The organism is Furfurilactobacillus rossiae DSM 15814, assembly GCF_000428925.1.
Taxonomy (GTDB): domain Bacteria; phylum Bacillota; class Bacilli; order Lactobacillales; family Lactobacillaceae; genus Furfurilactobacillus; species Furfurilactobacillus rossiae.
The window spans coordinates 106,495-127,705 of sequence record NZ_AUAW01000004.1 but is presented as its reverse complement, the minus strand read 5'-3'; the positions used below and the strand labels follow the sequence as shown (position 1 = coordinate 127,705).

Here is a 21,211-nt window from a genome sequence, read left to right as displayed (position 1 = left end):
GCGCACAAACTCAGACTATTCTACTGTTCATTCTTATATCGATTGATCACTTGGTTACATGCAGCAATAATTTCGTCACTCTCAGGCATATCTTTAAAAAAGACCGGTACGTGATCAGGATCGCGTGGTTTAATTTTATTTACGCCATAAACAATACTATTGGCTGGTACATCTTTAGTGACAATCGCACCCATTCCAACGACTGTATTATCACCGATGATGATTGGTCCAACAATTTTGGCACCATCAGCAACAATTACATTTTTGCCTAACACCGGATTGCCTAAGTGCTCCCATTTTTGAGTTGCTTTGTTGTAGGTTTGATTAGCACCAATTGTGACATTCTGAAATATGACATCGCCTTCTGAAAGCTTTGAAGCGACCACTGTACAGCCTTTCCCGTTGTGGGCAAACAGAACACTTTCGTCGATCTGAAGGCCATTGATTTCGCAGTTATATTGAAGCTGCAACTGTTCGGCCGCTTGGCGACGAACATCTTTGTCTTGTGAAAAACTATTACGTTTAAACAATGTTTTAAAATCATCCATATTTATACTTCCTTTAATTACCATATTTTTATTTATAAATACAATCTGTATCTATAAATATAGAATACACCATTTTAAGTGATCATCAATCTTTTTTAGTTACTCTATGTAATTAAAATTCATATTTTTGTTATACTGAAACTATCAACTATTGAGGAGCACGTTTATGAGTGACAAAAAAAGAGCACCTCGAAAGACAAATCGAGAGCTCACAGAAAGTATTTTTAAGGCAACCGTGACTATTCTTGACACAGAAGGCTATGAAAATGTCACGTTTAATAACATTGCGCGCCTGTCAGGCACTGGCCGACCGGTGTTATATAGACGATGGCACACACCGTTTGAACTACTGCTAGACGCGGAAAACTACTTTGATGATAGGAACATTACCTCAGAGGCTGATATTGATTTTTCCGGTCGCTCACTAAAAGAAAACATCATTGATAGTTTGGCCCACTTCGACAGTTCACGACAATTTATGAGAGCAGTGTTGATTGAGTTAGGCAAAAACAATCCCGTCGTTAACGAATACTTCGTTAAGTTACACAAGGAACAACTATACATCATGGAAAGAATCCTCAGTCAGGCTGAACTTGACGGTGAAATAAAGCATACTGTTACAGATAACGTTAAACTGTTACCATTTAACCTGTTACTATATCAAGCAATGGTCAACCGGAATCAGTTGTCCTTAAACTATATAACTGACTTGGTGAACACAATTGTTTTGCCGGCAATAATGGCACAACAAAACTAATTAGGAGAGTTAAATGAACGAAATCTTAAAAGCGCAATTCTTCGTCGATGACCTTTCAGACGATCAGAAATCTGTGATTACAAATATCAATAACTACATCAAACAGGGTCTTACCACAAAACCATCTTCCGTTGCCATTATTGAAGGTGCGGCCGGCACCGGTAAATCAGTGGTTCTCATGGAATTGGTTCGCCAATACATGACGGATAATCATTACAAGACATCGTTAGTTGTTAACCATCCTGAGTTGTATAAAGCCTACCAGGATATCGCGGAATCGATTCCCAACATGAAGGTCAACACAATTCGCCGACCAACATCACTTATTAATGATGCCCAAAAGCACAACAAGAAGTATGACATCATCTTTGTTGATGAAGCTCACCTTTTATATTCAAAATCCGAGCCCTACGCTCATTACCGCGGTCAAAATCAGCTAACTGACTTGATGAACTTGGCCAAAGTAGTCGTTGTTGTCTATGATTTCGACCAGGTATTCCAATCAAAAATGTATTGGGATCGCGCTTTATTACTGAAAACTATCGGTAACCATCCCCACAAAACGTTTGATATGAACTTCCAGTACCGGATGGTCGCTAGCGATGAGCAAGTTGCCTGGATGGACGATCTAACCGAAGAAAAACCGATGAAGCCGTTCCCGAATAACAGTGACTTCAAGTTCAAAGTGTTCGATACCGCCGGTGAGATGTTTGAAACCATTAAGAAACGGAATAAAGAAGTCGGGATGAGCCGGATGGTTGCTACCTCTGGCTTCCCCCGAATCGGTGGACGACACAACGTGGAAATGGATTCCTTTAGTTTGCCATGGGATGAATGGGACCCTCAACGGACACACTGGGCCAAACGTGAAGGATCGATTACCCAAGTGGGTACGATTTATACCCTCCAGGGTTTCGACCTCAATTACGTTGGCATGATTATCGGCCCGTCGTTTGGTTACGACCCCAAAACGGACACAATGACAGTGATTCCTGAAAAATATTCACATAAAGAAGTCTTCAAGAAACGTAAGGACATGAAGTTCTCACGTGACGAGTACAAGAAGTTCATCGCTGACGTGCTGAATGTGCTGATGAAACGTGGGAAGTACGGCTTGTACTTGACCGCGTACGATGATGCGTTGCGGAAACGACTTGTAGATTTGTACGAGAATGGTAAATAACTTAAACAGGTGCTGATGAGATAAACGTTACACTCATCAGCACCTGTTTTAAAATATCATCAAGTTATGCCGGAAATCACTTTGCAATAAAATGATTTTCAGATAGAAAATCCCAAAAGTTAATTGTCGGAACGTTAAAATGCTTCGCTACAAACGGAATTTTGGGCTCATTACTAATAACTGATTCAATTGCATCTTTATTTACATCTGTCACTGAAAAAGCCCAATCAACTAACGAAGATTTCACTTCAATTCGACTTACTGTCATCCTGACACCCTCCTTTCTGCACTTGTCATTATACTGGGCAAACCACAAAGCTATCGACAGGTAACGCCTATATAAAGTTATTTATATATCAACGTTTGCGCCGCTTATTCTTTAACAATTTCCGCGCCTGTTTCATCGACATGACCTTACCAGTCACCTTTTGGGGTCCGCCGACATCAGGAATCTTCTCACCATTGAAGGCCGCGGTTAACTGAATGGATTGCTTTTGTGATATCACATCGGTCGACCTTAATACACCGATGACGCCAGCAATCACGACTTGCATATCTCGATAGTCCTTAACGGTTTGAGTCCTTTCATACCATTGGCCAATCTCTTTTAACGCCGCTACTGTCCACTGACTCGGAGTTACTAAGTTTCGAGCATACAAAACATCCATGAAATCCGTCACAGCAAACATTAGGTCTGTTGTCTCAAACGTCTTTGGAATAGCGTATTGTGCACGTTGCAACCATAGCCGAATTCCAGTTTCGACTGCCAATTGGTGCGTTTCGACGGCTCTAGATTTTCGCCACCCGCTGGAAGCTGGACGATGCGCATCATTCAAATAATCCCGTTCAGGATCTGGATCATACACTTTAGCCGCTTCGGTTAATTGTTCGGGATTATCCAATAACTGAACAAGATCATCCGGAATACCATCCTCATCGTCAAACAATTGATCGTCGTCGCCATACAGGCTGTCAACGCCGCCATTTTCGTTAACTTGCTCAATGAATTTTTGTACAGCATCGGAATCGTTAAGATCCACACCATTCTCTAGCAACGCCTGACCTAACATTTTTGCAGGGCTAGAATTTAGTGGATCCTCTGCCAGTTCAATCATTACAGATGCGGCTTCGTTAATGTAACGTTGGTAATTACTAGCTCGTTTTTCATTTAGCCAACCTTGATCTCCCACAAACGCCAACAACGGTGTTATCGCGGGGGCCACCTGACGATACTCTTCAGGAGTCAACGTCATATTAGAAACAAAATAACCCGTTAATACACCTGTTATAGCAGTTTTGGTCCACGTCTTTGGGGTCTTTCGGTAAACATCGTAGCCCTTTTCAACCAGTGTTGTGAAAGCAGTCTCGACTAAATCACGAGAAATTTTATTTTCTCGGTGCTTCCAAACGTTGCTTTCAAAATAAGCTCGTAACCATTCACGGGTATAGCCTGTAATATCACGTGCCACATAATCCAACCACTGAGGTAAATTCGGGTCTTCTCTAACAGACCGTGGTTCTTGAAATACCGACGGATCTAACACCGGTCCTTTCAGCCCGTGTCGCTTTTCAAAGTCATTCAGAGATGCCCTTAAGTCGTCCAAGTTTGCCTCTGTTAACCGATGAACGGATAAACAACGCATATAAGCCGTGATAATGTCGTAGGTTAAAATCAGTATTGTTACCGATTCCTCATCTGGGTCAGGGTCAGGGTCAGCCTCAGCCTCTTCAACAAATTCCGTTATTCCACGCATAATTATTTTTACAGTCCATTTGGAAACAGGCTTTTGTGTAATGTGGCTCATCATTTCGACAAAATATCTTATTGACTCCTTTAAAGCCTGTGTTGGATAACCAGCAAAGTCAGTATATTCGTCAAATTCTTCAAAGATTGGCCAGTATTTTAATAGTTTGTCGTTCGAGTCTTTCATTAATTCAGCTCCCTTTGTTTTTCATTCTTTGCGCTATCAGATGTTGTTGGTCAAAAACTTATCTTGCTTAACGATATCTTCGACTAAATTATATTGCATAAATTTCCTGAGTTTTTTGTCCTTTTCGTAATCGCCAGACTTTACGCATTTGATCTCTACTTAATGCCCAAAAGCAGGCCTGGACAACGTCCCCATTTTTAGTCCAGTCTCCTTTACGTGGAGTTATATCGAATATTCTATTCCATGATTTACGTTTGACCTTCTGCCGTTCTTTTTCAGGCAAACTATCAAGCCAATCAATGCTTTGATTCCATTCTTTTTCACTAGTTGCCGGTGAATAATACCAATTATTTAATACATAGTGCCAAGCTTCAAAGTCACTCAATAATACTTTCTTGTCTGGAATCTCTAATTCTATACAGACTTCATCCGAATAGTCGCGAACTCGTCTAAAGTCTGGACGTTTATGTTGATAGTCATGCCTATACCATGCCCAAATAGGGTAACTTCCCTCTTTTTCTGGAGCACCTACTTTCCGTCTCATTTGTTCAATCATCCAGCGATATGAACGTTGAAAGTCAATGTCATCCTTCAAGTCGAATGAAAGTTTAGGGTCACTATAAAAATGACCCGTTTTTATAATTCGCTGATAAACTGCATAGGGCTGAATTGTCCAAATAATCATAAGTATTAATCCTCTAGCAAAAATCCTTAGCCGGTACTTACCATTAATTTTATAAACCATCAAACAGTTGATGCGCGAAATTCTTAGAAGCTGATTAGTTTGTAAACTAGTCTGACCGTTATATATTTTAGTAAAGTTAGAGCACTTGCATCGATATTTTTAGTCACTGAAAAGTGATGCTTTTCATCCTCAACACATTGAGCTTGCGGGAGGAAATGACCTTGAGACTTTGGCATGAAGCGTTAATCAGTAAACTACCTCGACAGCAACTACTAGGGCAACATCGTGAAATAGCAGCGCTAAGGGGAAATGGCTGGGGCAAAAAACACGCAACCGTCAATTATGTTTTTACTCATTCGCCATACAAGTTATATCAATTCCACATGCTGGTCATGTCTGAAATGAAAAGGCGCGGCTACAAACCAGATCCTAAGTGGTGCAATCCTGCATACCGAGGGCAAAACTGCCCTCCCTACAGCAACTTAGAAAATGTTCCGTTAACCTCGCCAATTTATCCTGAACATAATGATGCCTACCTGCGGGAATGTCTAAATAACCTAAAGGAAAAAGGCATTCATTTATAGATTCCAAGTTTGGAGAACCAAACTTTCTAACCAAACATCATCTGAATATCGTTGTGAAGCTTCCGTATTTCATCAGAGCTAGGTAACTGCCCTCCATCAAGAATATATTCAATTGCACCATTAATGACAGAACCCAAAATAACTTGTTCAAAATCTGAAAATGAAAGTTTTAGGCGATGCCGAATCATCTCCAGATTTTCATTTGTAATCTGTTCGGTCAATCTTTTTCGATACTTTGGGATTCGCATCAAAGCTTGTAACGGTGAAAACCATTGAGCTCGGAGCTGGACTAATTGCGGTTGCAAATTCTTAATTGCAATCTCTAAGGTCAAACTATTCGCAATTACTTTTTCACGCAATTGAAAACTTTCATGAAGCCAATCCAGAATCATTGTGCATAATTCATCAGCAACGGCGTATTTATCGACATAATGCGCATAAAAAGTTTTCCGGTTAATCATTGCTCGTTCTGAAATAGCCTGAACTGTCAGCTGTTCAAATCCTTGTTCATTTATCAGGGATACGAAAGCTCGTCTAATCAACTCTCGTGTCCGTCTAATCCGTAAATCTGTCATAAGTGCTCCAATCAATTTGCATCTTTACGTTCCGATAAGTAACATAGTGTCCATTATTGTTTCCTAATCCCTATTATAGCAAACTTTGACCATTCTTTAATGCAGGAAAATTAGTTAAACTATTACTTGCTGAAAGGAATGATTATTATGTTTGAAGTATTTAAGCACAAGCAAATTTGGTCGTATTTACTCGTTATTATTGGCATCATTGCCTTCTTCTCATTTGCACAATTTGGGCCTCGAACCAGCGTGAAAGTTAGACATATCCCAGTTGCAATTGTAGATGAAGACCAGTCATTAGCCAGTGAAAAGATTGTGGATAAGCTACAAAATCAAGGGACAAAGAAAAATGCCGCCATACATTGGGTGCATGTCGCCAATGTATCAAAGTTGAAACAGGGCTATGCCGACGGAAGATACTTTGGTGCCGTAATTCTGACGAAACATTTTTCAAAAAACCTGACCAGTCAAACGAACTGGTTCAAGGCACAAGTAATGGATCAAAATCTCCGGACTATGGCGGCACAAAATAACGCCTTTACTACCACAGATACTTACATTACTCAACGAAATGCAGCTAACAAGCTATTGGCAATATCACCTCAAAAAGCTGAGATCAAATTAGAATTGAGTCAAGGCAACAATATGACTGCAGCGACTCTTTTAACAACTGCACTCCCAAAAATGGCAACAGCATTGAATACCATGACCAGCACCAAGTTCATCGCCATTGCCACTAAAGAAAATGTAAAACTCACACCCACACAATTAACCCAGCTTCAAAATCCTATCAAATCAACCATGATCGTCAAGAATAGAGTTTCAACCAGTAGTATTTCTGGAATGGCACCATTACTTACAACGATTTTACTTTGGATTGGATCTATGATTGGGAGCCTCTTGATTAGAATTGAACACAAAAAGCGGGACGAACGTTCTACTATGGGCGGTGGTATGCACGCGACTACAATTACAAGTCAATGGATCACCGGCTTACTGTTCAGTGCCACGTCTGCTGGTTCACTATATTTTTTCAGTCACATCTGCTACAAAGTGCCAATCCCACATACTAGTGCTTATCTGCTCACCGCAACAGCAATTGCATTCGTCTTTTTCCTAATTCAAAGCGCTGTCATCAACTGGCTGGGCATTCCAGGTGCGCCACTGATGATTATGACTGTCATGTTGTCAACAGCAGTAGTTACCTACCCGGCAACTATGCTAAGCAACTTTTACCGAACATGGATTTATAGTTGGACCCCAATTAGGTATGCTCAAAATATCTTAATTAACCAATTATATTTGCACGGTAAGGGAACTATGAGTACGTCAATTTTGATTCTTGGCGTCTACGCTACCTGCGGTTTGATGTTAATGTATCTTTCCTCCAAAAAAACAGCTAAACAAATTTAAAACAAAGACAATTGCCGGTGAAAAAGCAATTGTCTTTTTAATTAAGACCGCATCACTTATGATACGGACTACCCGAGTTAATCATAAATGCCCGGTAGATCTGCTCACTCAGCACTAGACGCATCAGCTGATGTGGCAACGTAAACTTACCAAACGAAATTTGTGCGTTCGCACGCTTCAAAACGGCAGGTGTCAGCCCTAATGAGCCGCCGATAACGAACGTTATGTCAGAATGTCCGTACGTCCCTAAGTCTGCTATCTCCTTGGCAAACGCCTCTGATGTCCGTTCCTTGCCTAAAATAGCCAACGCATAGACATATTCTTTATCTTTAATATGATCCAGGATTCGCTCCCCCTCTTTAGCCATAACCGTATCCATTTCGGACTGGCTTAAAGATTCGGGAGCTTTTTCGTCCGCAACTTCGACAATTTCAAACTTGCAAAACTTAGACAAACGTTTCGCATATTCGGCAATGCCCTGCTTAAAATACTTTTCTTTCAGTTTTCCAACACCAATAATCTTGATATTCACGTGTATATACTCCGTTTCCAAATTTTGTTTTCATCCACAAGCTCATCTGTTATGAAAAAGTTATCCACAGCTTTTACTTTTCCTTAACTTTCTTTACCAAAAATAATCGATTTTGCGACGCTATGTGACGCTGTCATTTTAGCCTGTGAATAAAAGTTATCCACAGTTATCCACAAGGTGTCTCCACACGAACACACAGCCTGTAATCATTGATAACAAAGGGTTTTAAAATCGAACAGAGGTTTTTATAGCCACTTATCCACCGCACTTTTTTGACCTGTGGATAACTTTTCCCACTGTTTCGAAATCCTTAGTTTTCGGCATTTATCCCCAATTCACAAACTTATCCACAGTTTTCCACATAGTTATCCACACCTGTGCAAAACAATTTTTTCATTGCATTTTCCGAAACGAACCACTTTATTTTTCATAGCTTAGTTTGTTCGGAAAACGCAATGTTTTTATGGGGCAATTTGCCGAAAATAGGTAATGTCCCAGGAAAACATTCGGTTTTCCAAATTGGACACCAGCTAACTAAACGATAACTACAGAATGCTGTTTACGTGACGGTGATTATTATGCAGAATTAATCCTGCATATTTACACTTTATTCTGTATAAAGACAGTTTATCCACACCACGTTTCGTTGTTTTATCCCACATTCCGTGACTTTCTCGTTTTCAAAAGTATACATTACATTATTCATTTGTGGATTGTTTACCACCTAATTATAGATAAAAAAGGCTTATAAATACACCCATACCAGTCGTTTAGCCTAAATAAACAGTAATCAAATTTCCCAGGAAATGATTATCATGATTCAATTTGAGTTTGTGAAATCCCGAAGACACAAAAAAAGAGCAATTGTTTTCCACAATTACTCTTTAAAAGATCTACTTACTTGAACTGCTTAATTGGCTCGTACTCTCGCTTAACGTTATCGTACCGGTCTTTTGTTGACCATCACGATAGTATTTCACGGAAACTTTATCCCCAATTTTATGGTTATAAAGCACATCACGTAAGTCTGCTTGTGACGTTACCTTGGTACCATCTATCTCGGTAATAACATCGTACTTCTTCAAGCCAGACTTTTCAGCAGCCGAATTATTGTAAATTTTAACTAGCACAACACCGCCAGTTACACTGCTTGGCAGCTTCAAAGTATTCTTCTGGCTGGTACTGTCGACATTTGAAAGATCCACAAGTCCGACACCCAACGCTGGACGAATAACCTTACCATTTGTAATTAATTGATTAATGATCGACACAACTTCGTTAGAAGGAATCGCAAATCCAATCCCTTCAACCGACGTACCACTTGAAGATGACGCCAACTTCATCGAGTTGATACCGATGACCTGGCCAGATAAATTGATCAGGGCCCCACCAGAGTTACCAGGGTTGATTGCTGCGTCCGTTTGAATAACGGTCGCATCTCCAGTTTGATTACCAGATTCATCTTCTACCGGCACCGTTCGTTTCTTAGCAGAGATAATCCCTTCGGTCACTGATGTTGCATACTGTGACCCAAGTGGTGACCCGATAGCTAAGACAGATTGGCCAGCTTGAATCGCAGTGGAATCACCGAATTGAGCAACCGTGTTGATGTACTTGGCATCCACACGGATAACAGCCAAATCGGTCGTTGAGTCCGTGCCAACTAGCTTACCTGAAATCTTCTTCCCATTGCTGAGAATGATTTCCAGGGCACTGGAACCAGAGACCACGTGATTGTTCGTCACAATGTAGGCATCATTTCCGGATTTCTTATAAACAACCCCGGAACCTTCACTGGCAGTTTCCAAAGACGATTTGCTAGATGAGGAATCCGAATTATTACCATTCGAATTTGATGATGAGCCACCACCAAAGATACCGTACAAACCTTCGCTATCACTTGATGACGACTGCTTCTGCATGTTAACCACCGAAACAACTGCGCCCTTAACCTTGCTAAAGGCCTTCGTAGCGTCGGAGTTGCTCTTTACAGTGACATTGGCTACCTTAGTCGTCCCATTTTTATATGACGTATCGCCATTATTATTGTTATTTAGGGCAGAGGCACCCCCATAAGCAATACCGCCACCTAATAATCCGGCAACTAAGCCAACAATGCCAACCTTCACTAAACCTGAATTCGATTTGCGTGGACGTTGTGGTCCTTGCCCACCTGTTTGCTTATTCTCGTCATTATAATCCATAGGCTTTTGCGAAAAATCGCTTACCTCCTCTAAAAATTGATTACTCTACAGAGACCATTATACAGTTTCAACTTAAAGCGGGCTTAAACGGATGCCTCGCAAACCCATATTTTTTTCTAATGATGACTATTTGGCTTAATTATTGTTTCATTTGCAAACTGCCAATGACGCCCCTCCCGTTGGCAGGTCTAACTTTTTCGTTTTATTTTTAAACATAAGTGGTGTAGCATTCATGCCATAATAGATGAGGAGCAAATTAACACATGAGTGAAGCTGAACCAATTTACAAAAACGGCGTTCAGGCCACACTAGCCGTCATGGGCAATAAATGGAAACCGCTCATTTTATGCCACTTAGGGCACGGGCCCATGCGGACGGCCGATATTCGTCGCAACGTCACCGGCATTTCGCCAAAGGTTCTGACCGAACAACTACGTGAGCTGGAACACGACGGCATTGTCACACGGAAAGTATTCAACGAAGTGCCGCCGCACGTTGAATATAGCGTGACCGAATACGGTAAAACGCTGAACAACGTGCTCATTGCCATGTCGGAATGGGGCGAAGATCGAATTAAGATTCTTCAATCACAGGGGCAAAACGCCTCGTTGCTCTTCCCCGATCATGACGGCTATGAAAATTAACGCAAACAACGGTTTGATTTAACGTTTACCACGCGAAATCAAACCGTTGTTTTCTTTTGTCTTTAACCAATCGTCAACTAGTCATTACACGGCCATGTTACCAATCATGACACCACCGACCACGACCAATAGCAGACCAACAACCGTCCATACTAAGCCTCGAGGAGTGCGGTGCTCACGTAAAATGAAGATGCCTCCAAGTGTTGCCAACACAACGTTCATTTGTGAAAGTGTGAAACCAGTGGCCACGCCATTTCGTTGAGCCGAAATCAAATATGTCAGCGCAGCAATGGAAAAAACAACACCATCAATCAAGCTAATCCACGTAACCCGTTCACTCAAAATGTGAGGGCCGGCTGTCACAAGCGTCAGCACAAGTGCCATCAGGGCCATTCCTAATCCTTGTGGTAGGAAGCCTTGCCATCCAGATACGTTTGCCAAACGTGGAAAGGCTGAGTATCCCACATACCCCAGGGTGGATAGCGCAAAGATCAAAATTGTCATCCCAAGAGATGGTCGTTTTTCATCCGTTTGTTTGGCACCATCAACTGTCGTTAGCACAATGCCAACAACAATAACCACTAGCGCAATGAAGCCGATCAATAATTCCACAGATCCTGACCATTCGCCGAATGCCAATACCCCCAGTAACGACGTGCCGACTAATTGCAGCCCCGTAGAAATTGGCATCGCCTTCGAAACGCCGATTCGCTGAAACGCCATGTATTGCAGATACTGTCCAAACGCCCACGAAGCACCAGACAAAACGGTCAACCAAAACTGATCAACGCCAATTTCCGGGCGAATGAACAGCCACGTGATGACAGCCACAATAAAGGTGCCAAACGTCGTGCCAATAATCTGGTTAACGGGCTTCCCACCAATTTTAGTTACCACGATTGGCAAAATGCCCCACGCAATTGCCGGAATCAATCCAATTAAAATACTCACAATCAAAACCTCTCTTCTGTCGATGCGTCAGCCTTATACTGGCCGCTTTTTTTATCTCATCTGAATTCCTGAATACTAGCCCTTACCGTTCTGGAATGATGGATACAGCGTCATCCCACCATCAACAAACAAGGTCACACCGGTAACGTAACTAGATTGATCAGACGCCAACCACGCGGCGGCGGCCGCAACATCTTCTGGATCACCGATTCGTTTCATTGGTACCATTTCTAGCGTGTCCTTCATTTGTTGTGGATCAGCAAACTTAGCAGCGTTGATTGGCGTATTGATTGCGCCAGGTCCAATGGCATTCACACGCACCCCACGATTGGCATATTCCATCGCAATCGTCTCATTGAATAATTTCACGCCACCTTTTGAAGCAGCGTAATGGGCAAAGCCAGGCCACGGAATTTGTTCATGAACAGAGGACATGTTGATAATGTTGCCCTTCTTATCGTTCTTCACGAAATAATCCAGCGCTGCGCGTGAGCCTAAGAAAACACCCGTTAGGTTAATATTCAACACACGTTGCCAATCTGATAGTGGCATTTCGTTTGTCGCAACACGGTTTTCCATCCCCGCGTTGTTAACCCATACATCAAGCGTACCGAAGTTATTTAGCGCAGCATTCAGCAATGCCGTGGCACCGTCTTCTTCGCTAATATCTGCTTGAACGGCTACTGCGTGGCCACCATTTTCTTCAATCAGTTTGACCGCTTCATCGGCACCCGTTTTATCTGACCGATAGTTGATAACAACTGACATGTGCTCTTCGCCAAACCGTTTAGCAATTGCCTGACCAATACCCTTTGAACCGCCTGTTACAACCGCTACTTTATTTTTTAAATCTGAATACATTTCTTCTTCCTCCGAATCTTTTTGTTAATGATCTGAACTCTGTCCGACCATTTAGTTCCTTACATTTTCTTCTCAAAGCCTTCCATCGGTGCGACCGAATTCGTATAGTCCACAACCGGTGTGTGATCATTGCTAAAGTGCATAACTGAGTAAAACGCACCTTTTAAATAGTGCTGCATCGCCACTGGGATACCCAACTCGTCCATTTCAAACGGTGAAATCCGGTAGCGAATACTATCTTCATCATCCCCAGCAACCTTTTCGTACCATTGCGGTTCACGAATCATTTCACGACCTATTGCCGCAAAACTAGCGCCAGCAGCCAACACCTTTTCAGCATCATCAGGCGTTTCAAGTGAGCCCACACTGATCAATGGTTTACGGCCATCTAACTGCCGAACTATTTTGTCCAAAATCGGTTCCTTATCTGTTGCGTCATTCAACGAAGTCCGCCATGCAGATCCCATTGAGGTGTGTACGTAGTCAATTGGTGTCTCACTCAGCATTTCGACAAAAGCCATCGTGTCATCCAAACGAATACCCGGCTCGCCGATTTCTTCCGGCGAAATCCGATAACCTAGCAAGAACTTGCCATTCGTTTCCTGGGAAATAACTTCGTGAACGGACTGAATAACGGCTCTTGCAAAGTTCATCCGTTTGTCCCGATTGCCACCCCAACGGTCTTCGCGGCGGTTGGAATGCGGTGAGTAAAATTGCTGCAGTAGATACGTATTAGCGCCATGGAGTTCAACGCCATCGAAACCTGCTTCAATCGCCCTGTGAGTCGCGTCGGCAAATGCCTGAATGATTGATTCAATTTCCGTTTCAGACAACGCTCGTGGTGTTTCCGCATCTTCAGGACGATTAGGTTTCACCGCACTGGCACTGACTGTTTGCGTACCGCGTAAAATCTGTGAATTTGATTTTCGCCCGGCGTGAAAAATCTGTAGCACGGCCTTAGTCCCGTTCCGTTTGATTGCACGAGCCATCTCTGCCAATCCGTCAATGTCGCTATCATCTGCAATCGATAGCTCACCTTCAAATCCCTTCCCACCAGGCACAACATTGGCAACCTCGGCGACTACCATGCCAACACCACCCGCGCGCATTTTATAATAGTCAATTTCTTCATTAGTCACATGGCCATCATAATAACTGGACATTGTGGTAGTTGGTGCCATCACCACGCGGTTTTTAATCGTGACGCCGTTAACAAACGTATATGGTTGTTCAAATTGATAATTCATAACTTTTCTCTCCCTCTGTCTTCTTGAATGATTCATAGTTTAATGGCTGCCATCTAAAACTGAAATAAGGCACTTTTTAGTACCATTAAATTGATCTGTCAGTAGCTGCTTCTCGACGATGTTGACCCCATTCAGCCATTAATAATAAAAACGGCCGCGTGGATTGACCGGCTTTTGTTAACCGACAGCTTAATCCCCGATGTGTCGTCAACCGGAGTTGAATCAGACCATTTCGCCATAAACTACATAGTTGAAAGACAAACGAACACAAATTACGTTTCGGTAAATGTTGATATAAATTCAATAGCGGTTGTGGACCATCCAGCAGTGCTGTCACAATCAACGGTCGACATGTGCCAGCTAATACGCTGGTTGTATAACGGAGCCCTTTATCTTCATCACCCATTAGCCATCCTCCAATTCTTCAAGTGAATGACGCTAGTGTACTGACTCTACATGGACAAAAAAAGAAGGCACTTTTGAGTGCCTTCCAAAAACCATTTCAATTTAACCAACTTGATTCAAAATATCTGCGTAACCGCTATGATCAGGATTTAAAATTTCAACGGGTTCGCCAGCTTCGTTTAACTGCTCAATTCTTCGTTCGCCCCACACAGACATTTGGACCAGAATACCACCCAATGTTTTGCCAAACGCCGTTAAATCATACGTCACACAGAACGGCGCCTTCGTGCCATGAACATGGCGAACGATGATGCCATCGCCTTCCAGCTCACGCAGTTGTTGAGTCAGCATTTTTTGCGTAATGTCAGGAATTTCACGTCGTAACTCACTGCTGCGTTGTTGACCCTTGCCCAAATGGCACAAAATGATCGGTTTCCACTTACCACCAATCACTTCTAACGTTGCTTCAACCCCAATATTGTATGTCTTTGCCATTCTTAGACCTCCTCAACCATCATCAGTTGTTCACCAGTCTACAGGCTTCACCTTCATGTGTGAAGTAGGTACTTTTGGGTAACCTTAGCCATGAATTTACCTGAAGTGTTAGTTTGCTCGCAACTAGCTGGTTTAAAAAGTTTTCAGTGATGATTACAATCTAACCTAATTAGAAACCTGACAGTGAGTAACGTATACTTATGGTACTGATTGTTTCAAACGAACACTACTGGAGGTTCATATGTATAAAACTTTAATCTATGACTTTGACGGTACAATCGGCGACACATTGCCAATTTGCATCGCTGCTTTCAAAAAAGCGGTAACCCCTTTTTTAGATCGGGATATTTCTGATGAAGAAATTGTCTCAACGTTTGGTCCCAGTGAAGAAGGTACGATTCAGGCTTTAATTCCTGATCACTTCGACGAAGGAATTCACGCCTATTGGCAAGCCTACAAAGAACTGCAATACATGGCTCCTAAAGCATTTGATGGCATTCGGCAATTACTTGATGACACTGCCAGAGCCGGTTTTCAAAACATCCTTGTTACTGGTAAAGCTCGCACCAGCGCCGACATTTCACTTGAACAATATGGACTTACAAAAGATTTCAAAATGATTCTGACAGGTTCTCCAAAAGGACCTAACAAACCTGAAAATATTGTCAAAGCCCTGAAAGAAACTGGCACTGATGCGTCTGATGCTCTCTACGTCGGTGATGCGCCAAGCGATATCACGTCCGCTCACGCAGCTAACATTAAGATTGCAGCCGCACTTTGGGGCAGCATTATCGAACCAGAAAAAGTGGCTGCGTTAAAGCCTGACTATACGTGTCATAGTGTGGCTGAATTCCGGAAAATTGTGTTACCGGAATAAGTGCACTAATTATCCCCTGCCTTCTTCACTTTTTTAAATCAATCTAGAATATATATTGAATGACTTTTAACGCCGACTTAGCCAAACTAATTTCAATTTGGCTAAGTCGGTATTTGTTTCACGTGGAACGGTTCATCTTTTATTTACACGACAGTATTTTTGTCACATTACTCTCGGAAAAAGTTGCAGATTAAAGCAATACTGGCATAATTAAAACTATATCTGAATTATTTCAGTCATTATGGGGGAAAGCATGGATAAAGATAATCATACGGGTTCTACATCTGAGATGCCGCTATCAAAACGGCATCACATGAAAATTCCGTGGAAAGATTTGATTGAAGATAGTGATGTTGAAGCCCGCAACGCCAGTTTGCAAGAACGAGCCTCCATTGTAGGACGAATCGGCATCACAATGCTGTCCTGTGGCACTGGAGCTTGGCGGGTCAGAGAAGCCATGAACACCGTTGCTAGATCTTTAAAACTGACCTGTTCTGCTGACATCAGTTTGATCTCAATTTCGTACACCTGTTTCAGCGATGAGCACAGTTACACACAAGTGTTGTCGTTGCCTAGCACAGGCGTTAACACCGACAAATTAAACATTCTAGAGGAAATGGTCAAGAACTTTAATAATGATTTCTCGTTCTTACCCGTTAAGAAAATTCATCAGTTCATTGATAAGGTTCAACAACGACCGAAACAATATTCACCATTAGTTTCTGGTTTAGCCGCCGCAATTGCCTGTGCGTCATTTATCTTTTTGCTAGGTGGCGGTATTCCTGAAATGATCTGTACCTTCATTGGCGCTGGCCTAGGCAATTTTATTCGCGCCCTGATGGGTAAACATTCCATCACAGTAATTGCTAGTATTGCGGTTAGTGTCGCCGTTGCTTGTCTAACTTACATGTTTGCTTTCCGAATTTTCGAAATGTATTTCCATGTTTTGGCGCTACACGAAGCCGGCTATATTGGCGCGCTCCTCTTCGTTATTCCAGGATTTCCGTTTATTACCAGCATGCTGGATATTTCTAAGCTAGACATGCGTTCTGGTCTGGAACGGCTAGCCTACGCAATCATGATCACGCTGGTCGCAACATTAGTCGGTTGGTTAGTGGCCACAATCTTTGGATTTAAACCTGCCAACTTCTTGCCCCTTGGATTATCTCCATTAGTGTTAATGCTATTACGTTTGCCAGCCAGTTTTTTCGGGGTCTACGGGTTCTCAATCATGTTTAACAGTTCTCAGAAAATGGCAATCACTGCTGGCCTAATCGGTGCGGTTGCAAACACCCTTCGTCTAGAACTGGTCGAACTGACTAACATTCCACCGGCATCGGCCGCATTCTTTGGTGCACTTGTAGCGGGTTTGATTGCTTCAGTGGTTAATCGGTTCAATGGTTACCCACGAATTTCTTTGACCGTACCTTCGATTGTGATCATGGTTCCTGGCTTGTACATTTATCGGGCCGTCTTTAATATTGGGAGTAATCAAATTGCAGTTGGCTCCCTGTGGCTAACAAAAGCGATTTTGATTATTATGTTCCTGCCATTAGGATTGTTTGTTGCTCGAGCTATCTTAGATAAGAGTTGGCGACATTTCGACTAGGTATGAACCTATGGGCATTTCCCTTACGTTGCCATCCAAACCATGCTGAAGTAATCCGAAATTTAATACTGACTTGTAAAACATCGCATCTTTGCGATGTTTTTTATTTAGATATTGACAATACTTTATTTTGATTTAAAATGACTGTTGGTCAGATTGACCGATAGTCATTTTAAAAAGAAGGTTCTCATATGAAACAAAGATGGACAACAACTGAAATGGGTAATCAAAAGAATAAAACATTCGTGATTACTGGGGCCACTAGCGGTCTTGGCCTAGCAGATACAAAAGCACTTTATGAAAAAGATGCAACTATAATTATGGCGGGACGCAGTGCTAAAAAAGGTCAGCAAGTATTAAATGACATCGAAAAATCCGTAGTCACGCATACTGGAAAACTTTTGTTTATTCCTGTCGACCTTGCTAGTCTGGAAAGTATTCACCATTTCGTAGAAGTCCTTTCAAAAACAGTGTCATCCATTGACGTATTGATTAACAACGCCGGTGTTATGGAAATACCAACCAGACAGTTGACTATCGACGGTTTCGAAAAACAATTTGGAACAGATTTTCTAGGTCCATTTGCGCTCACCGGTCTCATGCTTCCACTATTGAGAAAGTCTAAAAATCCTAGAATTGTTACAATTAGTAGCATTGCTCAAAAAGGTGGTCGAATTAATTTCCAAAACCTACAATCAGAAAAAAGATATACGCCAGTCAGTGCCTATAGTCAGGCAAAGCTGGCCGATGTTATCTTCGCCAAAGAATTGCAGCGGCTCAGTGACGAAAATGGCTGGGGACTGCACAGTTTTGCTGCTCATCCTGGCGGTGCCCGAACCAACCTGTCCCGTGGAGCCGGCGAACATAACTTCAACCGTTTCTTTTTAGACATTACACATCGCTTTTTGATGCCCGCAGAAAAAGGAGCATTATCAACATTGTTTGCCGCAACGAGTGATCAAGCCGAGGATGGCAATTTCTATGGTCCAACTGGCTTTCTAGAAATGTGGGGCTGGCCCGGCATCGCAAAAGCACCTCGCGCCGAAGATCCAACTGTTGCTCGTCGGCTTTGGTCTGTTTCTGAACAATTAACGGACGTACACTATGGTAAAATGTTTGGAGGTACCAAACTATGAAAACCGCAAAAACGGCTGCTCAAAAAAATCAGCGGGCCGAGAAAATTTTAACAACTGCAGCTGAGCTTTTCGATCATAATGACTACAATCAAATTACTATGAGCGATATTGCTCAGCATTGTGATCTCAGTAAAGGTACTATTTTTAATTATTATCCAACAAAAGAAGCATTATTTCTCAGTTTGCTGAACACTAAGTTTTCTCAGTATATTAGCGTTTTTTCCACAACATTTAACGCTACCGCAGACATGTCAACTGACGAATTTAAAAAAATTATCATCGATTCAGTATCCTCACTGTTTGACACAAAACTTTTTTTAACCTATTTGAGACTTATGGCTATTCGAACAACGGTTCTTAATCCTGGAGCGGACGCTAAAACTCTCGAATTGGTTAATTCAAATTTGTCACAATCAAGCACTGATTTGGCCGTCAATATAAGTCAACATTTGCCAGGCATTGTTCCGCAGCAAATGGCCAATCTTTTTAGTGCCATTAATGCGCTTGTTTTAGGATTTTTCATTAACACGGATCTATCACTAAAATTTATATTTCCTGAAAGTAAACTGCCACTTATTAGGCAAACCGTTACAGATTATCTCGATGGTTTCTTCAACAATTCTTTAAATCAAAAATAGGGTCCAAACAAAAATAAAACAGCTATCAGTCCTTGGCAGGCCGCCATTGGATTGATAGCTGTTTTAGTGTCACACGTGAAACATCTTATTACAAAGTCATCAGATTAGTTGCCGAATCAGGGTCCGTATCCAAAATACGGAAATCGTGTTCAACACCAAAATCATGTTCTTCCATCATGGACGCAACCGTTAAGTGCGCCAACGTTTTCATGTTGTTTTCTTTACTCAAGTGTCCAAGGAAAATTCGTTTGGTCCGGTTTCCCAATACCTGCATCAAGGCATTAGCACCATCTTCATTGGATAAGTGACCCGTGTCACTCAAAATCCGTTGCTTTAGTGGCCACGGATACCCGCCCATTCGCAACATTTCCATATCGTGATTACATTCAAATAGATAGGCATCCGCGTTTTTAATCACACCAGCCATTCGTTCAGACACATAACCGGTATCTGTTAAAATCACAAATGACTTCCCATTAGAATGTAATTCGTAAAATTGAGGATCCACAGCGTCGTGTGAAACTGGAAAACTTTGAACATCCAAGTCACCCATTGACTGAATTTCACCAGCCTCAAGATCAAACTTTTGGTCCAACGGAATTTTACCAACCTTGCCAGAAATAGCATCCCACGTTTTTTCGTTTGCATACACGTTAATGCCATATTTCCGCGCCAAAACACCAACACTTTTAGAATGGTCTGTATGTTCGTGCGTCACAAATAAGCTGTCGACATCGTTCAAATCACGCCCAATTTGATGCATTAGTTCATTAATCTTTTTCCCGGAGAGTCCGGCATCGACTAAGACCTTATGCGTGGGCGTTTCGATATATGTTGTGTTGCCAGTACTCCCGCTGGCCAGCACACTAATCTTCATTTCGTCAGTATCTGTAGATACTGCGTTTAAGGAATGCGGATTACTTAAATCAATCACAGAGCCATCTCCATTATTTATGTCCAAATAAAAACTACCACTCATCGTAACATGAAATGCGTGGTAGTTTTAGTGCTGCAATCATATTTTAATTTCCGCTAGTCGCTGTGTCATCTTCATTATCCACGGTAATGCTTGATGTACTGCTACTTGAGGAACTGCTGCTATTAGTCACCTGAGTTGTTGAATCTGTCGATTTCATAACAGCGCCGGTAAACGCGTTGACTCGTTTGATGACCACGTTATCCGTATTCTTCGACTTCAGGGCAATAAACCAAGTTGGCACATAAACGTTATTATCCGATACGCGCAGCAAACGTGAGTAAGCTAGTTTAGACCACAACACCTTCGTACTGTTTGGTAACTCATTGTACTGGTATAACCAAATCAATGCCTTTTGTTGGCTGATGGTGGTTGTTTTTTCGCGAAGTGGTTCGGCCTGAATTACATAACTCTGTGTGTAACTGATCACCTGATTTTTAGCACCGATGCGGAAACGTAATTGACCAGAAGGCGCCATAATCGTGCCGGAGGGAACTTTCTGAACATAGACTACTTCGTTGGCAGAAACTTTAGAAAGTTCCGCGCTATAAACATATTCATCTCCAGCGGTGACGTTGGCATTGCTCTTAACAAACCGGTTCAATTGCGTTTGTGGCTTTTTAGGACTAACCGTCAATGTCTGATGCAGATAGCTGGTCATTTCAGTAGCGTTAAAACGGAGATCCTGGTAGGTTAAATTATCAACACCTGCGCGCAAACGTGAGAGGCCAGACTTTGCGGATACATAATAACCTTCTGCCTCTTTAGACGAGGGAGTAGTAAACGTAATGCCATCATTTTTCATTTCACGAAGAATGGTGGTCGCATTATTCGCGTTTCGTTGTGAGGATTCCGTTACGGTTGAATCACTCTTCTGCCAAGTTACAAACAAAAAAGTATTAATGGCTACAAAGGCCACAATAAAAATCCATTGAATTCTGCGAAAATCCATACTGCCCC

Annotated in this window: 23 protein-coding genes; 9 read left to right on the top strand and 14 right to left on the bottom strand. The window is 42.0% G+C overall.

Annotated elements, in window-relative coordinates:
• Window positions 1-20: 20 nt before the first annotated feature.
• Entirely contained in the window at window positions 21-548 is a 528-nt protein-coding gene (locus G400_RS0103240; RefSeq protein WP_017262521.1) for an LbetaH domain-containing protein, read from the bottom strand.
• A 166-nt stretch (window positions 549-714) separates the two neighbouring features.
• Between G400_RS0103240 and G400_RS0103235 the strand changes: the two genes are divergently transcribed.
• Window positions 715-1,305, top strand: a complete 591-nt coding sequence (locus G400_RS0103235) for a TetR/AcrR family transcriptional regulator (RefSeq protein WP_017262520.1) — start codon at window positions 715-717, stop codon at window positions 1,303-1,305.
• A gap of 13 nt (window positions 1,306-1,318) precedes the next feature.
• Window positions 1,319-2,488: a DUF2075 domain-containing protein gene (locus G400_RS0103230; protein WP_017262519.1), complete on the top strand. Its 1,170-nt coding sequence runs from the start codon at window positions 1,319-1,321 to the stop codon at window positions 2,486-2,488.
• Window positions 2,489-2,564: 76 nt separating this feature from the next.
• Here G400_RS0103230 and G400_RS0103225 read toward each other — a convergent pair whose 3' ends face one another.
• The 3 genes from G400_RS0103225 to G400_RS0103215 all read right to left on the bottom strand — a co-directional run bounded on the left by G400_RS0103225 (window position 2,565) and on the right by G400_RS0103215 (window position 5,104).
• Entirely contained in the window at window positions 2,565-2,756 is a 192-nt protein-coding gene (locus tag G400_RS0103225; RefSeq protein WP_017262518.1) for a hypothetical protein, read from the bottom strand.
• Window positions 2,757-2,844: 88 nt separating this feature from the next.
• Window positions 2,845-4,419: a hypothetical protein gene (locus G400_RS0103220; RefSeq protein ID WP_017262517.1), complete on the bottom strand. Its 1,575-nt coding sequence runs from the start codon at window positions 4,417-4,419 to the stop codon at window positions 2,845-2,847.
• A gap of 88 nt (window positions 4,420-4,507) precedes the next feature.
• Window positions 4,508-5,104, bottom strand: a complete 597-nt coding sequence (locus G400_RS0103215; RefSeq protein WP_017262516.1) for a DUF3841 domain-containing protein — start codon at window positions 5,102-5,104, stop codon at window positions 4,508-4,510.
• 221 nt (window positions 5,105-5,325) lie between these two features.
• On the opposite strand from G400_RS0103215, the gene G400_RS0103210 reads away from it, so the two are divergent.
• Entirely contained in the window at window positions 5,326-5,688 is a 363-nt protein-coding gene (locus G400_RS0103210; RefSeq protein ID WP_017262515.1) for a TIGR02328 family protein, read from the top strand.
• Window positions 5,689-5,714: 26 nt separating this feature from the next.
• Here G400_RS0103210 and G400_RS0103205 read toward each other — a convergent pair whose 3' ends face one another.
• On the bottom strand, window positions 5,715-6,263 hold the full coding sequence (locus G400_RS0103205) for a TetR/AcrR family transcriptional regulator (RefSeq protein WP_017262514.1): 549 nt from the start codon (window positions 6,261-6,263) through the stop codon (window positions 5,715-5,717).
• Between the two features lie 147 nt (window positions 6,264-6,410).
• On the opposite strand from G400_RS0103205, the gene G400_RS0103200 reads away from it, so the two are divergent.
• Complete coding sequence (locus tag G400_RS0103200) at window positions 6,411-7,676, top strand: YhgE/Pip domain-containing protein (RefSeq protein ID WP_017262513.1); 1,266 nt, start codon at window positions 6,411-6,413, stop codon at window positions 7,674-7,676.
• Between the two features lie 52 nt (window positions 7,677-7,728).
• Here G400_RS0103200 and rlmH read toward each other — a convergent pair whose 3' ends face one another.
• Both rlmH and G400_RS0103190 read right to left on the bottom strand, forming a co-directional pair.
• Complete coding sequence (gene rlmH / locus G400_RS0103195; protein ID WP_017262512.1) at window positions 7,729-8,208, bottom strand: 23S rRNA (pseudouridine(1915)-N(3))-methyltransferase RlmH; 480 nt, start codon at window positions 8,206-8,208, stop codon at window positions 7,729-7,731.
• An 893-nt stretch (window positions 8,209-9,101) separates the two neighbouring features.
• Complete coding sequence (locus G400_RS0103190; protein WP_017262511.1) at window positions 9,102-10,412, bottom strand: S1C family serine protease; 1,311 nt, start codon at window positions 10,410-10,412, stop codon at window positions 9,102-9,104.
• Window positions 10,413-10,675: 263 nt separating this feature from the next.
• Between G400_RS0103190 and G400_RS0103185 the strand changes: the two genes are divergently transcribed.
• A complete protein-coding gene (locus G400_RS0103185) occupies window positions 10,676-11,056 on the top strand; it encodes a winged helix-turn-helix transcriptional regulator (RefSeq protein WP_017262510.1) in 381 nt (126 codons plus the stop codon).
• Window positions 11,057-11,140: 84 nt separating this feature from the next.
• On the opposite strand, the gene G400_RS0103180 is transcribed toward G400_RS0103185, so the two are convergent.
• The 5 genes from G400_RS0103180 to G400_RS0103160 all read right to left on the bottom strand — a co-directional run bounded on the left by G400_RS0103180 (window position 11,141) and on the right by G400_RS0103160 (window position 15,015).
• A complete protein-coding gene (locus G400_RS0103180; RefSeq protein WP_017262509.1) occupies window positions 11,141-12,007 on the bottom strand; it encodes a GRP family sugar transporter in 867 nt (288 codons plus the stop codon).
• A gap of 75 nt (window positions 12,008-12,082) precedes the next feature.
• On the bottom strand, window positions 12,083-12,868 hold the full coding sequence (locus G400_RS0103175; protein WP_017262508.1) for a glucose-1-dehydrogenase: 786 nt from the start codon (window positions 12,866-12,868) through the stop codon (window positions 12,083-12,085).
• A 59-nt stretch (window positions 12,869-12,927) separates the two neighbouring features.
• Window positions 12,928-14,115: an NADH-dependent flavin oxidoreductase gene (locus G400_RS0103170; protein WP_017262507.1), complete on the bottom strand. Its 1,188-nt coding sequence runs from the start codon at window positions 14,113-14,115 to the stop codon at window positions 12,928-12,930.
• 85 nt (window positions 14,116-14,200) lie between these two features.
• Window positions 14,201-14,521 (bottom strand): winged helix-turn-helix transcriptional regulator, encoded by a 321-nt coding sequence (locus tag G400_RS0103165; protein WP_017262506.1) that lies wholly within the window; start codon window positions 14,519-14,521, stop codon window positions 14,201-14,203.
• 101 nt (window positions 14,522-14,622) lie between these two features.
• Window positions 14,623-15,015 (bottom strand): winged helix-turn-helix transcriptional regulator, encoded by a 393-nt coding sequence (locus G400_RS0103160; RefSeq protein WP_017262505.1) that lies wholly within the window; start codon window positions 15,013-15,015, stop codon window positions 14,623-14,625.
• 241 nt (window positions 15,016-15,256) lie between these two features.
• Here G400_RS0103160 and G400_RS0103155 point away from each other — a divergent pair, with 241 nt between their 5' ends.
• From G400_RS0103155 to G400_RS0103140, 4 genes are all read left to right on the top strand, one after another.
• Window positions 15,257-15,892, top strand: a complete 636-nt coding sequence (locus G400_RS0103155; RefSeq protein ID WP_017262504.1) for an HAD family hydrolase — start codon at window positions 15,257-15,259, stop codon at window positions 15,890-15,892.
• A gap of 253 nt (window positions 15,893-16,145) precedes the next feature.
• Entirely contained in the window at window positions 16,146-17,501 is a 1,356-nt protein-coding gene (locus tag G400_RS0103150) for a threonine/serine exporter family protein (RefSeq protein WP_017262503.1), read from the top strand.
• 191 nt (window positions 17,502-17,692) lie between these two features.
• On the top strand, window positions 17,693-18,637 hold the full coding sequence (locus G400_RS14330; RefSeq protein WP_017262502.1) for an oxidoreductase: 945 nt from the start codon (window positions 17,693-17,695) through the stop codon (window positions 18,635-18,637).
• Window positions 18,634-19,275, top strand: coding sequence for a TetR/AcrR family transcriptional regulator (locus G400_RS0103140; RefSeq protein WP_017262501.1), 642 nt, complete (start codon window positions 18,634-18,636; stop codon window positions 19,273-19,275). The genes G400_RS14330 and G400_RS0103140 overlap by 4 nt, the downstream gene beginning before the upstream one ends.
• An 88-nt stretch (window positions 19,276-19,363) precedes the next feature.
• Here the strand turns inward: G400_RS0103140 and G400_RS0103135 are convergent, their stop codons facing one another.
• Together G400_RS0103135 and G400_RS0103130 are read right to left on the bottom strand one after the other, a co-directional pair.
• Window positions 19,364-20,152, bottom strand: a complete 789-nt coding sequence (locus tag G400_RS0103135; RefSeq protein ID WP_026017204.1) for an MBL fold metallo-hydrolase — start codon at window positions 20,150-20,152, stop codon at window positions 19,364-19,366.
• A gap of 145 nt (window positions 20,153-20,297) precedes the next feature.
• On the bottom strand, window positions 20,298-21,203 hold the full coding sequence (locus G400_RS0103130) for a two-component system regulatory protein YycI (protein ID WP_017262499.1): 906 nt from the start codon (window positions 21,201-21,203) through the stop codon (window positions 20,298-20,300).
• Between the last annotated feature and the right edge of the window lie 8 nt (window positions 21,204-21,211).